Consider the following 15,338-nt stretch of genomic DNA (forward strand, 5'->3'; position numbering starts at 1 on the left):
AAAAAATGACCTATTGAGTTGAATTGTAAAATTATAATGCGTATTAAAATAGGTAGTCCAATTTTTATTTGAACTACCTTTCAATATATAAGTTTTTAAAAAAGTGAACTTACTAGTGATGATATAATCATTAAAATAATGAATAGTATAGATAATACTTTTCCTGGTTTGGCTAAATAATCGTTTTCGTATTTGTGCCCAATAAATATTGATATGCAAAATAAAATCAAAGAAATTATTGATACAGGAAAAGATATTCCAAGTGCACCTAAAATATGCTCTCCTACACATTTTCCGTTAAAAAAAGTAAATGAAAACATAATAGAGAATATAGAAATTATTAATGATGAACTTCCTATTCCCCATCTTTTAGAATTAGTTAATTCCAACATAATTATCCTCCCATAAATTTACTAATATGTTTTAATAGAAATTTATTCTATATTACCTCTTGTGCACATTATACCATAATTGTATTTATTTTCAAAATATTTATATAGCTGTATATATTTTTCTCTAAAAAGCTTGGCCAAAAACCACGCTTATTTCATTTAGAAAGATACAAATTGTACAGTAGATGATATTATAAGAGGAGAAAGTGTCATAGTAGATAAATTTTAACCAATATATAATATGTTAAGAAGAAGATGGAAGAGAGTTTACAACTTGGCAATATTTTAATAGTATTATAGTTTAGTTAATATTATATTTTAGCTCATTATAAAATTAAAAATGGGGGATGACTATGGACAAAAATATATTAATTATTGAAGATGAAGAAGATATAAGAGATATATTATCTCATTATTTGAAAAAAGAAGGCTTTAGTGTAATTGAAGCAGAAAATGGTATTCATGGAATAGATATAGTTAAAAGCAAAAATATTGATCTTATAATTTTAGATTTGATGCTTCCTGATATAACTGGATATGAGGTGTGTAAAAAAGTTAGTTTAAATTATAAAATACCTATAATAATGCTTACAGCTAAAAATGATATAGTGGATAAAATAATAGGTCTTGAATTTGGAGCAGATGACTACATAACAAAACCCTTTGATATAAGAGAAGTTATAGCAAGAATAAAAGTATGTATTCGAAGAATTGAGAGTTTAAAGGAAAAACATGAAGATGTAATAAAGCTTTCAGATAATGTAAAAATATTAGAAAGTAGTAGAGAAGTATTTAAGGGAGATAATCTCATAAAGTTAAAACCAAAAGAATATAACTTATTACTAATTTTAGCAAAAAATAAAAGAACAGTTCTTTCTAGAGATGTGCTTTTAGAAAAAGTATGGGGATACGATTTTGAAGGGGATAGTAGAACTGTAGATGTACATATACAAAGGCTTAGAAAAAAGCTGGATAGTGATAAGAAAAAATCTATTATAGAAACAGTATTTGGTATAGGGTATAAAATGTTATAAAGTGATTCTAAGGTTCAGATGGAGTTTGCTTATAAGCATGACTTTCTTCAGCTGAACCTTAGAATCACTTATTCAGACGCATAGCAGTACTTATCCCCCATTTTGATAGAAAGAGATGTGGGGATAGCAATGTTAGTGATCGGATAGCTTATATTTGGAGGATAAAATGAAATTTTCAATAAGATATAAATTTGGAATAGGACTTTTTTTGATTTTTGGATTGAGCTTTAATATTATGTGCTTTTTTATGAATAAAATAATTTTAGAAAATAATAAAAAAGTTATTAAAGAGGAACTATCTGTTTCACAAAAGGATTTAAATATATATGTTAAACAATATCTTTCTTTAAATAAAATTGATAACAGTAAAGAAGCTTTTGAGGAAAATAAAGAAAATATAGGTTCAGCATTAAATGCTAGAATTAATGACAGAGTGGTGCTTTACAATTTAAATGGAAATATGATTTTTGACAGTAGTTATAATAATGGAAAAATATATGATAAAGATGATTATGAAGATTTAAAGCTTGCACTTAAGGATAAATCAGCTTATAAAATTGAAAAGATAAATGATAGATATATGGCTGTATTTTCAGAACCTATATATGTAGATAAAAAACTAATTGGAGTTATTAGATATACTAAAGACTATACAGAATTATTTATTTCAGGAATAGAATTATTAAAACAAATGGAGATTTTTATGATAGTTATATTTTCTATAATATTTATCTTTTCTCTTCTCTTAACCACTAAAATTACTACCCCGATTATTAAACTCACAAAAATCACTAAAGAAATAAGTAGTGGAAATTTTGATATAGGAATAAATTTAAAATCTCATGATGAAGTTGGGGAATTAGTAGAAAACTTTAGCAAAATGAAAGACAAAATAAAAAACCAAATTGAAACCATAAAAAAAGATAGAGATAACTTAAGAAAACTGGAAAGGTATAGAAAGGATTTTTTTGATACTGTTACTCATGAAATGAAAACACCTTTGACTATAATAGATGGTTACACTCAGATGATTTTAGATGAAGGCAATAGTGATACAAAACTTTTATTTAAGGCTGCTTCAAAGATAAAAAAAGAATCTAATAAACTTCACAATATGATTATTGAGGTACTCCAAATTTCAAAGTCTGAGTCGAATATAAGCAGTGAAAAAATGGAACAAATTGATATGAAGAAGGTTTTAAATGCAGTATGTGATGATATGCTTATTAAAGCTAAAAAATATGAAATAAATATAGTAAAAGAATTAGAAGAGCATACTTATATACTTGCAAATAAGGATGATGTTATTAAAATAGTTATAAATATAATTGATAATTCAATAAAATATGGAAATGTAAGATCTTTAATAAAAGTTAAGCTTTTTAAAGAGAATAAATTTTGTGTTATGACAGTAGAAGATGAAGGAAAGGGAATAAGTAAAGAAGATTTAAATAAAATTTTTAAACCCTTTTATAGAGCAAATAAAGAAAAATTTTTAAAGAGAGAAGGTAGTGGATTAGGACTTTTTATAGTAAGGTCTTTAGTGGAAAGTTATAAAGGTACTATAAACATAGAAAGTATAGAAGGCAAAGGAACAAAAGTTTATATAAAAATTCCTCTTTTTTTACAAGTTGGCAATAACTTAGTTAAATAATAGAAATAGTTATAATATAACATCTGATTATAGTAAAAAAACTTGTGATTATGGAGGTATTAAAATGAATAAAATTAATAAGAACTTAATAGTTAAAATTTCTATACCAGTAATAATAGGTGGTATGTGTTTTGGAGCATATAAAGCATTAAATGTAAATGCTAGAGATGTTTCAACTTTACCTGTAATAGTTAATGAGGATAGTTCTTCACTGCCATCAGTAGATGTTAAACCTTTAGAAATACTTAGTAAGAAGGTTTTAAGTGTAGATGAATTTATCTCAAAAAACTATGGGTTTACTGGTGAAAATGAAGTCCTTTTAGGCATTGGAATGAAACCTGTGGATTTTTACAAAAAGTATACTAAAAATAGTAGCGACATGAATGATAAGGAAATGAATAATGCTAGAGATGATCAGCTTGGAAATATATATAAGTTAAATTTATCTACATTGGAAAAAACTCCTTTAAACATAAATGTAAAAAGTTTAATATCAGATCTATCTCCTAATGGAGAAAAAATTAATTATGAAGATAATAATAAATATAATATATATAATTTAAAAAATAATTCTAAAATTCCTTATGATAATAAAAGTAAAAAGGAAAGTCCAAATGGAGATGGAGCTTGGTCTGAGGATGGAAATTGCTTTATAAGTTTTTTTAATGATGGAGATTTGAAGGTTTATAATCAAAAAAATAACACTACAAAGGAATTGAAAATAAAAAGAGATGATTTATGGATATCAAGTATTGCAGATTTTTATAGTGAAGATGGAAATGATATTTATTTTATGGGAGATCAGCCTAAAGGGAAAACAGGTTCTATGGATTTTAATATTCAAAGACAGGGAATATTTAAAGTTAATAGTAATACCAATGATATAGAAAAGGTATTTGTACTACCTTATAGTGATCATACATCAAAAGGTAAAAATAAGAATAGTGGATTGACAGGAGATTTCAAAGTATTAGACAAAGGTAATAAAATTTTATTTGATGGTTTAATCAGTGGAGAAGCTGGTACCTACATATATGATGTGAATTCTAAAAAGTTTTATAATGTAATTCCGCATACATTCAAATCTAAAGAGGGTGAATATGGTATATTTAGTTGGATATCTCCAGATGAAAGCAAGATAGTTTATGGAGCTCCAGATTATGAAGATAATAAAAAAACACACTGGAATTTATATGCTGCAAAAATAAGTGGAAATACTATTACAGGCAAGATATGTATTGCTAAAGATTATTTTCCTCATAGGTTAAGCTGGAGTAATGATAGTAAAAAGGTAGTATTCTTTAATGAAATTAATGAAGTGAAAAAGAATGGATTTAGTATTGTTGAAAAAAGTGAAGTTAATGTTATTACATTTAAATAGTTAGGTGAGAGGGTACAAGTAAGGAAAACATTTCAGATATATATCCATCAGAGGAATCATTAATGGCAGAAAAAGAAGATGCTTACGAATCATTACTATATCGAATAAAGCTATATCTGATGTCAGTAGGGAAAAGTTATATAGTATTCAAAATGTTGAGTTAAAACCTTTGGTAGAAAAGCTTAAGAATATAGGCATGTCTGGATATCAAGAAATGTTAATTGAAGAGTATGTTGAGAATATTATAAAGGTAAGTTCAAGATGAGTTCTATGAAGTGGGAAGATGTAAGAAAACAAACTACTATAAAATGTTTAATGTGGTGATATGTTAAAAATTTTTGAAAGGAATTCAAAGATATTATGGGATTTTTAAAAGATGTCTCTAGCAGCATAATTAATAAGTTAACAATATTAAGCCTACGTAATATCAACAATTCTAATAAAAAATACCCTATAGCAGATGGGTCATTTATTCAAGCTGATATGGTGGAAAAAAGGACCTAGAGATCCTGAATGGCTTTATGCTCAAATGAAAAGAGGAAACGTGATAGCTGATGAGTTATATACTAAATACTATTCCCAATATCCTAATGCTTTTTATGGATGGTATTGGGTATATGAGGTAGATAATTTAAATTTTAAAACAAAGGATGATTTTTTTGTGCTAGCTAAAGCAATTGATATTAATTTAAAATACTTAAAAGAAAAGAATCATAGATTACCGTTGATGTTATCACCTTTTATGAATTCTATTTATGGAACAGCTGAGGAATATTCAAAAAATTGGGCTTATTTATTTCAACATACAGGGTTAGGAAAAGGGGATATATTTTGCCCGCAGGATTCCGTTGGCGGCGGTGGACTAAAAATAGATGAAGTAGATCACTGGTTTTCAGAATTAAGAAAGGCTGTAGATACTAAACCAGGGTTATTATTTTGGGCTAATACAGAAACCTTTAATCATTTAAATTGGTCTAGCGTTCCTCTCAATCAATTTATAAGACAGATGGAAATTGAAAACCCATACGTAGATAACATTATAACTTTTGCATATTGTCATTACTATAGTCCTAATAATATTAATAAAGGTTTCCATAAAACTTATTTAAAATATGTTAAAAGTGGTCAGTTAGAAAATCGTAAACCAACACCTCCAAAGAAAGTTAAAGTTAAAGAGGTGAGGGAAAATAAATTTTTAATTTCTTGGTACTCTGCCCATGATAACATTGGGATATATGGTTATAAAGTTTATAGAAATAAAAAATTAATTTTTACTACTAATGTAGAGAGAATATTCAAAGGAAAAGAAGGAAAAAGGGAAGGACTTGTAATGGGTTATATAGATAAGGTATCCTTAGAAGATAAATTGAAAGAAATTAATTATGAAGTAAGAGCAATAGATTTTGCTGGAAATATATCAAAGCCTAAAAAAGCAAAAGTATCCAAAAAGTAAATATAATTCTATTATAATAGATGGTTTTACAGATATAGAAAACATAAGCATAGAGCTTATAGAAAAAATAGCGAAGTAATGTAAGTTCCTATTTTTGCAAGATACCATCAATAATGGCAGAACTAACAATAATAAAGCCTTTCAGCTTTTAGCAACTTATGATAATGTTTTTTTGAAGGCTCTAATTTTTGTTGAGAAATTAACATATATGTTGGAGTTAGTAGTACAAATTAATTTAAAAAAGGGGATTTAAATTGATGAAGAAAAATAAGTTTATGCTAAGTTTATTACTAACTACTATCATTGCTGGAGGGACATTTTCAAATGTAAAAGCTGCTGATATGAGCCAGCAGAGAATATTTGGTGCAGACAGATATCAGACTTCAATAAATGCAAGTAAGACCTTTTTAGGTGACGAAAAGCCTAAGAATATAATCGTTACATATGGTGAAAACTATCCAGATGCCTTAAGTGCTGGATTATTAGCAAAAAAATTAAAAGCACCAATTATATTAATAAGTAACATAGATAGTCAGGATAAAGGTACTTATGATTATTTAAAAAACATATATTCCAGTGATGCAGAAGTAACCATTATTGGTGGTGCTGGTGTTGTTAGCACTGTTACCGAAAGTAAAATTAAGGATATAGGTTATAATGTTGATAGAATTCAGGGTACAGACAGATATGAAACTAATAGAAAAGTTATAGAAAATTGTGGAGTTGCAGAGGGTACACCAGTGGTAATTACTTCAGGAGAAGGATTTGCTGATGCTTTATCTGCCAATAATATAGTTTCAAAATTAGGATATCCAGTATTCATGACTGCAAAAGACAGCATAGATCAGCAAAGTGTAGAGTACATTAAGGAATTGAAACCTTCTAAGATCATTGTTGTTGGTGGACCAGGGGTAGTGGCAAACAATGTTGTACAAACACTATCTGAGCAAATTACTACCATAAAAAAAGATAAATTTATAAATTTAGATAGATGGTTTGGTCTTGATAGATATGAGACAAGTAGTGTAGTTTTAGAGAATTTATATCATTCAGATTATAATCCTCAAAAGGATTTAATAGTAGCCTCTGGTGAAAATTTCCCAGATGCGTTAGTTTCAAGTCCACTTCAAAATAAATTGAATGCACCATTAGTATTGTCTGCCAATAATGGACAGTCCAGCTATGTAGCTACGGGTTTTAATATTAATCCTAGCAGCATAAATATATTTGGCGGTGCAGGGGTTTTAGCAGATAGTTCTGTCACTCAGCTAAAGAATAATATTTCTAAGAATATTAATGGTATAGAGGAAGCTGGCAAAAAGTTTACTTATGAAATGGTTAACAGAATATATAATTTAAAAGATAGTGTTTATAATGAAGATTATAGTGTTATAGAAAATCTTTTAGACAAAAGTTCAGCAAATTATAATGCATCTGTTACTGCTTTGAACAGCTTTAAGGATATGGTAAATAGATCTAATGCTGTACAAGATGGTGATAGAAAGAATATAAGCATAGATGTTTTGGAAGATGATGGTTCAGGTAATATAATGGAAGCCAAATATCAAAATGAATACATTATAGATGGTAAGTCAGTAAATATTGTATATACATTCTTAGTAAATGAAAATGATTTAACAAAGCTTCAAATAAATAAACTAGAATTTATCCAAAACTAATACAAGCAAATTTAATTAGGATTGAAAAGCAAGTAAGGGAATGAAACAATTATTATATTTCCTTACTTGCTTCGTTTTTGTATAGGAATGTTCTATTTTTTGCACAAAAAAATGTTTAAGGCATTAAAACTAAGTAGTTAGTAGATTTCAGGAAAATCTCTGGCTAAATTAGAGTTTTTCTATCGATTTTACCACTGGAGTTCAGTTTTAAATCTTTTACTATTTTTATTTTCTTTGGCTGTATATATGATTCAAGATTATTTCTGCAGTAATTTTTAATACTTTCAACAGTAACTACATCAGTTTTAGGTACAACTACTGCACATATTTCTTCTCCCTTTATGGGATCTTTTACACCATATACCACGGATTTTAGAACATCAGGATTTGAATCCAGCACCTTTTCTATGTTATAAGGAAGTATTTTCACACCGCCTTTATTTATGGTGTTATTTTTTCTTCCTAAAATATATAAATTTCCTTCTTCATCGATTTTCCCTAAATCGTAAACAGAAGCTCTAGGCTTAAAATCAGGGGCTATATAGGGGCTTTCCACCCATATGATCCCATCCTTTATCCAAAGCTTTACTTGTGGAAATGCTTTTCCAACACTGTCAGTTATATTATTTTCTCTAAAATTTATATAGGCTACATGACCTAATTCGCTTGCACCATAATATTCGCAGATACTAGCATTTGGAAATCGCTTTTTTAATAAATACACTGTTTGATAATTCAGCTTGTCTCCTGCACTTAAAATGGAGTTTACACCTTCAAGATTATTATTAAGTTCCTTTAACAATATCCTGTAACGTGCAGGTACCATAAATATGCTTGTAACGTTATTTTGTTGAATCTCCTTTATCCATATTCCAGGATAAATACTCTTAGAAAATACTATACTGCCGCCTTCATTTAGCATATGTATTGTGCTGTTGAGATTTCCTGTATATGAAAGGGAACCTGCAATGAAAAGCACATCACTGGAGCTTATATTAAATACTTCACTTTGGTATTTGAAGGCACTTGACCAGCTGCTGTGGTTTCGCCATATAATTTTATTATGTCCTGTAGTTCCAGAACTCAAAGCTCCAAGAAAAATATGTGAGTCATCAATATCAGGCAGATTTGAATAATCTTTTTCTTCATATTTAAAACAAAATTTATCATCTATAATACAGCTTTGTTTAACTTTTGCTGTTATTTGCTGTAATTTAAATGAAGCTGTTTTAGCTTCTACTGGAATCGCAATTAGTGCTGCTCTTGAACAGGCTAAAAAATTAATTACGGCATCTATTGGGTTTGTATTTTTTATTATTATTTTGCTTGTTGGTTCATATTTTTCTGCTAAAAACAATGCCTTTTCATCTATATTTTTTACAAGTTCTCCATATGTAATAATTCTTTTATTAAAAGTCATACATATTTTTTCTGAATTCAATTCTGCATTCTTGAATATTCCTGAAAAAATTAACATATTAAACTAATCACACCTTTCTATGATAGCTGCTTCTCCCAATCCCCCAGCAACTCCAAGTGTTGCCATTCCTCTTTTTTTATTGTTATACTTTAAAGCTTCTAAAAGGTGAAGCATTATAATACCTCCTGATGCTCCATAAGGATGTCCATAAGCCAAGGCTCCTCCAAATATGTTTACTCTGTGCTCTGGATAATTAAAGTATTTTAAAAATGCCAGCACCTTTACAGCAAAAGCTTCATTTATCTCTATAAAACCTATATCATCAATGTTAAAATCATATAATTTCAAAAGCTTTTTCGAAGCAGCAATAGCTCCAAGTGGAAATAGGTTTGGATCAACTCCTGAGCTTTCTCCATCAATCCATAAGGCTTCAGGATGCAGGTTATATTTTTGTACTGCTTCTTCGGATGCCATAATTATAAGAGCTGCTCCATCATTGGTACTGCAAGCATTTCCAGCAGTTATAGTGCCGTGATTTCCTAAAATAGGCACAGCTCTTTCCATAAGCTTTAAGGAAGGATTTCTCCTAATATTTTCATCATCTTTAATGATTTTTTCATCAGTTTGTATACTGCAGATTATATCTTCAAGTTTGTTTTCATTCCTTGCCTCTAATGCTTTTATATGACTTTCAAGTGCCCATGTATCCATAGCTTTTCTGGTAATATTGCAATACTTTGCTGTATTTTCAGCACCTTCTATCATACCAGGGTCACCAATTGAGCAGGGGGAAAATTGTGCTCTTTTAAAAAAAATATCTTTTCCTTTATACCTAGAATCTCTCGGATTATACTGCTTGTTAGGAGCCAAGCTTGTACTTTCTACTCCACCTGCTAGAACAATATTTCTCTGACCGGATCTTATTAAATTTCCTGCTACGTTTATAGCTTTTAATGCAGAACCACATTGAAAATCTATGGTTGTACCAACTGTATCAAAGGGCAGACCTGCGTCTAGTAAGCTGAGTCTTGCAATATTACCACCTGGTCCTATAGCATTTCCAAGAATGATTTCCTCTATGGAGTTTCTTTGAAGCTTGTATTTATGTATAAGGCTCTTAATTATAAAGGCTGCTAGTTTTTCAGGAAGAAAATCCTTTAAACATCCATTGGTTTTGCCTATGGGTGTTCTAAGTCCTCCTATTATATAAACTTTTTTAAGCGTTAAACTATTTTTTTTAATATTAATTTCTTTTCAACTCCTTGTTTAGTCTTGAGGATATGAAAGTAGCAACTATGGCTTTTAATAAATCTCCTAGCAAAAATGGAAGAGATCCTGTTATAAATGCTTTTTTTATTCCAATGTTAGTGATAAATCCAAGCCATGCTGCACCAATAATATGAACTAATACTATTCCGCCTATAACACAGCCTGCAAGCATACCTGTAAGAGATTTATTTTTTCTTGTGAGAATGCTTATTACGATAGCACCTAAAAGATATCCAATAAAATATCCACCTGATGGTCCCAAAAGAGTTCCAATTCCTGCTCTTCCTCCTGAAAATACGGGGATGCCAACACATCCAAGGAGTAAAAAGGTGAACATACTAAGTCCAGCTTGAAATGGTGTAAGAACACAGCCTGCAAGCATCACTGCCAGAGATTGTCCTGTTATTGGAATAGGAGTAAAGGGAAGTGGAATAATAACATAACCTAGAATGGAAATAATTGTGGCTAATAATGAGGAATAAATAATATCTCTTATAGTTAATTTCTTGTTCAATTTGAATTCTCCTATCTACTATGTAAATTTTAATCATTTGTCTGTTATATCTAAAAAATATCACATTTTAAATTACCTCCAGTTTTAAAAAGTTTTTTTAATTTTGCATATGAAAATAATAAATCAATTATCAAGCATTGTCAACTGTACAAACATAATCGGTTGACAATGATATTCATAATTTTAAATGTATCAATGGTATTCCTTAGAAGTTAAATAGTAGAAAAACTAATTTAATTTGTGACTTTGAATGCAAAAAAGGCTGTTTGGCTAAGAAGCTTACATACAATATGTTGTAAAGCTTATTCTTAGTGAAACAGCCTTTTGAAAAAGTAAAATTAGTGAGTTGAAAAATTACTAATGAAATTGTTCAGTTTGCTTTAGGCATCTTCAAAAAATATCCGACGCATATTGGATTTGTTATTTAATTTCAGATCCTTATATGTCAGTTCTATATTTTTGGGATGCTAGGTAAGTAAAAGGTAATAAAGCAATTATAATAAAGATATATAACCATGGGAGAATTTCATAAGGTGTAAAAACTCTTCCATGAATATCATATAACGTAAATGTTGTTATCAATCTCCAACCAAGCATCAATTGATGCGGCATTACACTTAAAATCTTTTGAAGAATACCTTGCACTCCAATTGATTTATCTAAGATTGCTGGAACCATCATAATTAAAAAAATCAAAATAATTGTAAAAAAAGAATTTTTTACTTTTGAGGAAAAAAACATTGAAAGTGTACCAATAAACAAGCAGGCTAGGTATCCCAATAATACAACCATTCCCAATGCCTGAATATTAGTTATATGATAAAAGCTTTTCCATCCCCCCATATAAGCTTGCAGAGGGCAATTTCCTCCTTCAGTTCCAAACATGAGAAAAATAGGTAGATTAGCTAGGAACATAAACACAAAATACACTAAAGTAATAGATAACAAGCCTGCAATTAATTTGTAAATAATTGCTTTTTTCTTTCCATGTTCTGTAGAAAGAAGAATTGCTGCTGCTCCAGTTTGATATTCAACTGAAAATATAGGGGCCAGAAGTATACAAATAACAAATGCTAGAGCATAAATAACTGCAGCACTATATTCCAATGCTATTGACCAACCATCAGCATAAGAATAGTCAAAAGGTGTATTTAACGTTTCTGCAGAATGAATTAAGTATGTTTTTTTATTTGTTGAAAGCTGATCAGCTTCCTGGCTTTTAAGCCATGTTTTTAATTGACTGATTCTGTTAGAATAAAATTTATTAGCACTATTTGCATTTAACTTATCCATTAAATCGTAATCATAAGAACGAAACTCTGAATAAGAGCAGCAAATTAAAGCTTTAATATCATCAAATTCTTGTTTCTCTGAATACTGCATGTTTGAAAGCTTTGCATCAGAATCCGAAAGTTTAGTGTTAGAGTCAGCGTTTTTTATACTAGCATATTTACTTTTGGAATTAATGGCTTGATTTTTTTCTAGTACCTTTCTAATTCTTTCCTCTGTCAATGACCCATTCCATGTCATTTTCTTATTTTTAAGCAGCTTTATAGCTTTAAGTCCTTTTATATCTGTACCATCAGCGTTAACATATGTTATATATGGTGTACCTTTTATATTAAAAAACAACATAGCTGCAAGATAAAAAGTTAGCACCAAAAAGCTGATTAGAACACTTTTTTTACAAAAAATTTTTTTGAATTCATATTTCAAAATCTGCAATTTCATTCACCTCTCCAAAATAGTACATAAATAAGTCTTCTAGTGTAGGGGTAATCTGCCTGGCAGATATAATTGGCTTTTCACTAGAAATAATTCTAAGTTCTATATCTTCTCCAATGTTTTTCTCATTACTAATCACATATTTTGTGCGCAACTGTTCTGCTTCTTTTAATGATGCTTCACAAATCCATATACTATTTTTTATTGGTGTGAGCAAACTTAATACATCACCCTGAGCAATAATACTTCCTTCTTTCATGATTAGAATTTCTTTTGCAATGGAGTCCAAGTCTGATACTATATGTGTGGATAAAAGCACGATCCTTTCTTCAGCAAGGTGGCTTATAAGATTTCTAAAACGTATCCTTTCCTTTGGATCAAGTCCCGCAGTAGGCTCGTCTAAAATTAAAATTTCAGGTTCATTGATTACAGCCTGGGCAACTCCAAGCCTTCGCTTCATTCCGCCTGAAAAAGTTTTGATTTTCTTTTTACTAACTTTTGTTAATGAAACTATTTCTAATAATTCTTTTACACGCTTTTTTGCTATTTTGGGTTTTAATCCTTTTAGTGATGAAATATATAACAAATAATCTTCTGCTGAGAATTCTGGGTAATATCCAAATTCCTGTGGCAGATAACCTAATATTCTTCGATATTTTTCATTAAGCTTTTCAATATTTTCTCCATTATATTGTATTCCACCATTAGTTGGAATAAGAAGAGTACAAAGCATTCTCATAAGTGTTGTTTTTCCTGAACCATTGGCACCTAGTAAGCCATATACTCCTTTTTCCAATGTAAAATTAATATGATTCACTGCCATATTATCTTTAAATTTTTTACATAAATCACTAACTTGTAATTGCATTTATATACCTCCAAATTACATCTGTATTTCACAATAATATCTGCTGTATTTTATAATTTTTTTCCCTGCAAAGACCATATAACAAAAAGAAAGAAGCAAAAGTAAATACCAAATTTTCATCTGCAGCATGGCATAAATATGATAATTATTTACTAATACATACCATAAAGTAGCCTGGATAATACATATTCCCAATGCTAAAACTTCGGAACAAAGCCTTTTTTTTCTGCACAACAAAGAAAAACAAATACAGCTGGTAAAATTGAAAGGAACAAAAAAATAAATAACAGCCTCATATATGGAAAATTTAATTATATTCACTGCTGCTATGACTAAAATGGTTGCTATTATTAAATCCAGCATCCCCACAAGAAGTAATCTTGCAAAGTATAACTTTCGCAAATCAAAATAAGTTGTATTTTCTACTTCGAATGCACCAGCTGATATATTTTTCCACAACTCTGGTATTGCAAAAATGATCAATAAAGGAGTGAGAATAGCACAATAAGCGGCTTTATTTCCTATAAAATTATATTGATTCATCACTACTAAACTGCACACAGCTGTAAAAAATACAAGAATTTGTGTTATCCAGTAATTTTTACTTAAATACTGCATTTGTTCAAATAAGAATTCCAAGCTGTTTACTGGTTCTGAAATTATTTGTTTTAAGTATTGTTTCTTTGAAAGTTCTATTGTTCGTTTCATTTTTTCTTTATCATAAGCAGGTATTTTATAGTCCCAATTTTTATTCATAAAAATCCTCCTTATCCATACTGTTTTTAAGAAATTTTTTACCTTCAGAAAGTCGATATTTAACCAGTGAAAGCTTTATATCAAGTATTTCAGCAATTTCACGTAATTTTAAATTCTGAAAGTAGTGCAGAAGAACAACTTCCTTAAAATCTTCTGAAAGTCTTGAAATCTCTTGCATAATGCCTTCCTTCAGCGTAAGCTCGTCCTGTTCTACTTTACTATTTGTCAATTGTTCTTCCATTAGATCAATAGATTCTTCTTTATGTTTTTTATACTGATTCTTACATAGGTTTCCAGCAATTACATAAAGATAGTTTTTTACTTTTCCTTTGTGAATATAATTGTTAAAATGTCCAAAAAAACGGGTAAAGGTGTCCTGTGTAATATCTTCGGCAAGCCATTTATCATTTAATTTGTAATAGCAGTATTTATAGATTTCACCATAGTACAATTTTACAAAATCATCTACTGCAGCTTCATCACCATGTTTCATTCTTCGTATTATGAAAAAATCCTTGTCCACTTCTGCACCTCCTTTCACCAAGTTGAAAAGTACTTTTCATTTAGTATAACAATTTATCTAAGGAAAAAGTTAGAAAAAATTTTTTCTTTTATACAAAAAGATTTTGATAAAATGTATTTTTATTATCATATTGGGTAAGTATAAATTATGACAAGAAAAATTGTAATATAGTATTTACATACATAATAAGATGTTGCATGTCGCTTAAAGAAGTGGCAAACGCAAAAAAGGAAAAGTTTCAATACAGTATATAATGACGCGGGGTGGAGCAGTTGGTAGCTCGTTGGGCTCATAACCCAAAGGTCGCAGGTTCGAGTCCTGTCTCCGCAACCAAAAGTATTAGAAGCTTTACAAGTTGATAGGCAATCGATAAAGGAACTGCTGCATTAAGTAACTTATATACAATAGGTTGTTTGGTAAATTAGAAACCAATACAATATATTGTGTTATTTGTTCTTAATTCAACAGTTCCTTTTAAAATTATTAAAGAGAAAATATCTTTAGTGAATAGAAAAAGATAAAGTAAAATTATTGTGGTGAAACATGGTTTTAATGTATAATTTTTACGTAGGAATGTGCTTTCCGAGAATAAAACAGTATAGTATAAGAAAATGTTTTGAAATATATGTAATAGTTTTAATTTTTATCATAAATTCCATGGTAATGTAAT

The 15,338-nt window shown here is 29.2% G+C and carries 13 protein-coding genes and 1 tRNA gene; 6 read left to right on the top strand and 8 right to left on the bottom strand.

Going from position 1 to position 15,338, the window contains the following annotated elements; genetic code table 11:
- Window positions 1-95: 95 nt before the first annotated feature.
- A complete protein-coding gene (locus Q6H37_RS11175) occupies window positions 96-392 on the bottom strand; it encodes a hypothetical protein (protein ID WP_318741919.1) in 297 nt (98 codons plus the stop codon).
- Between the two features lie 353 nt (window positions 393-745).
- Here Q6H37_RS11175 and Q6H37_RS11180 point away from each other — a divergent pair, with 353 nt between their 5' ends.
- From Q6H37_RS11180 to Q6H37_RS11200, 5 genes are all read left to right on the top strand, one after another.
- Window positions 746-1,426, top strand: coding sequence for a response regulator transcription factor (locus Q6H37_RS11180; RefSeq protein WP_318741921.1), 681 nt, complete (start codon window positions 746-748; stop codon window positions 1,424-1,426).
- A 166-nt stretch (window positions 1,427-1,592) separates the two neighbouring features.
- Entirely contained in the window at window positions 1,593-3,080 is a 1,488-nt protein-coding gene (locus Q6H37_RS11185; protein WP_318741923.1) for a HAMP domain-containing sensor histidine kinase, read from the top strand.
- A gap of 64 nt (window positions 3,081-3,144) precedes the next feature.
- On the top strand, window positions 3,145-4,461 hold the full coding sequence (locus Q6H37_RS11190) for a hypothetical protein (RefSeq protein WP_318741925.1): 1,317 nt from the start codon (window positions 3,145-3,147) through the stop codon (window positions 4,459-4,461).
- A 529-nt stretch (window positions 4,462-4,990) separates the two neighbouring features.
- Window positions 4,991-5,914, top strand: coding sequence for a DUF4434 domain-containing protein (locus Q6H37_RS11195; protein WP_318741928.1), 924 nt, complete (start codon window positions 4,991-4,993; stop codon window positions 5,912-5,914).
- Window positions 5,915-6,171: 257 nt separating this feature from the next.
- A complete protein-coding gene (locus Q6H37_RS11200) occupies window positions 6,172-7,593 on the top strand; it encodes a cell wall-binding repeat-containing protein (RefSeq protein WP_318741930.1) in 1,422 nt (473 codons plus the stop codon).
- Window positions 7,594-7,756: 163 nt separating this feature from the next.
- Here the strand turns inward: Q6H37_RS11200 and Q6H37_RS11205 are convergent, their stop codons facing one another.
- From Q6H37_RS11205 to Q6H37_RS11235, 7 genes are all read right to left on the bottom strand, one after another.
- Entirely contained in the window at window positions 7,757-9,070 is a 1,314-nt protein-coding gene (locus Q6H37_RS11205) for an AMP-binding protein (RefSeq protein ID WP_318741932.1), read from the bottom strand.
- A 6-nt stretch (window positions 9,071-9,076) separates the two neighbouring features.
- Window positions 9,077-10,261 carry a thiolase family protein gene (locus Q6H37_RS11210; RefSeq protein WP_318742990.1) on the bottom strand — a complete coding sequence of 395 codons (1,185 nt, stop codon included), beginning with the start codon at window positions 10,259-10,261 and terminating at the stop codon, window positions 9,077-9,079.
- On the bottom strand, window positions 10,257-10,796 hold the full coding sequence (locus Q6H37_RS11215) for a biotin transporter BioY (RefSeq protein ID WP_318741934.1): 540 nt from the start codon (window positions 10,794-10,796) through the stop codon (window positions 10,257-10,259). The genes Q6H37_RS11210 and Q6H37_RS11215 overlap by 5 nt, the downstream gene beginning before the upstream one ends.
- A gap of 438 nt (window positions 10,797-11,234) precedes the next feature.
- Window positions 11,235-12,527, bottom strand: coding sequence for an ABC transporter permease (locus tag Q6H37_RS11220; RefSeq protein ID WP_318741936.1), 1,293 nt, complete (start codon window positions 12,525-12,527; stop codon window positions 11,235-11,237).
- Window positions 12,502-13,389 carry an ABC transporter ATP-binding protein gene (locus Q6H37_RS11225; RefSeq protein ID WP_318741937.1) on the bottom strand — a complete coding sequence of 296 codons (888 nt, stop codon included), beginning with the start codon at window positions 13,387-13,389 and terminating at the stop codon, window positions 12,502-12,504. The genes Q6H37_RS11220 and Q6H37_RS11225 overlap by 26 nt, the downstream gene beginning before the upstream one ends.
- Before the next feature lie 15 nt (window positions 13,390-13,404).
- Complete coding sequence (locus Q6H37_RS11230; RefSeq protein ID WP_318741939.1) at window positions 13,405-14,145, bottom strand: hypothetical protein; 741 nt, start codon at window positions 14,143-14,145, stop codon at window positions 13,405-13,407.
- The gene (locus Q6H37_RS11235) at window positions 14,138-14,668 is read right to left on the bottom strand and encodes an RNA polymerase sigma factor (protein WP_318741941.1); all 531 of its coding nucleotides are present in this window, start codon (window positions 14,666-14,668) and stop codon (window positions 14,138-14,140) included. Before Q6H37_RS11235 ends, Q6H37_RS11230 begins: the two co-directional genes overlap by 8 nt.
- 257 nt (window positions 14,669-14,925) lie before the next feature.
- Here Q6H37_RS11235 and Q6H37_RS11240 point away from each other — a divergent pair.
- A tRNA-Met gene (locus Q6H37_RS11240) sits at window positions 14,926-15,001 on the top strand.
- The last annotated feature ends 337 nt before the right edge of the window (window positions 15,002-15,338 follow it).

Origin of the sequence: Clostridium sp. JS66 (assembly GCF_033561535.1) — a bacterium.
Classification (GTDB): domain Bacteria; phylum Bacillota; class Clostridia; order Clostridiales; family Clostridiaceae; genus Clostridium_AM; species Clostridium_AM carboxidivorans.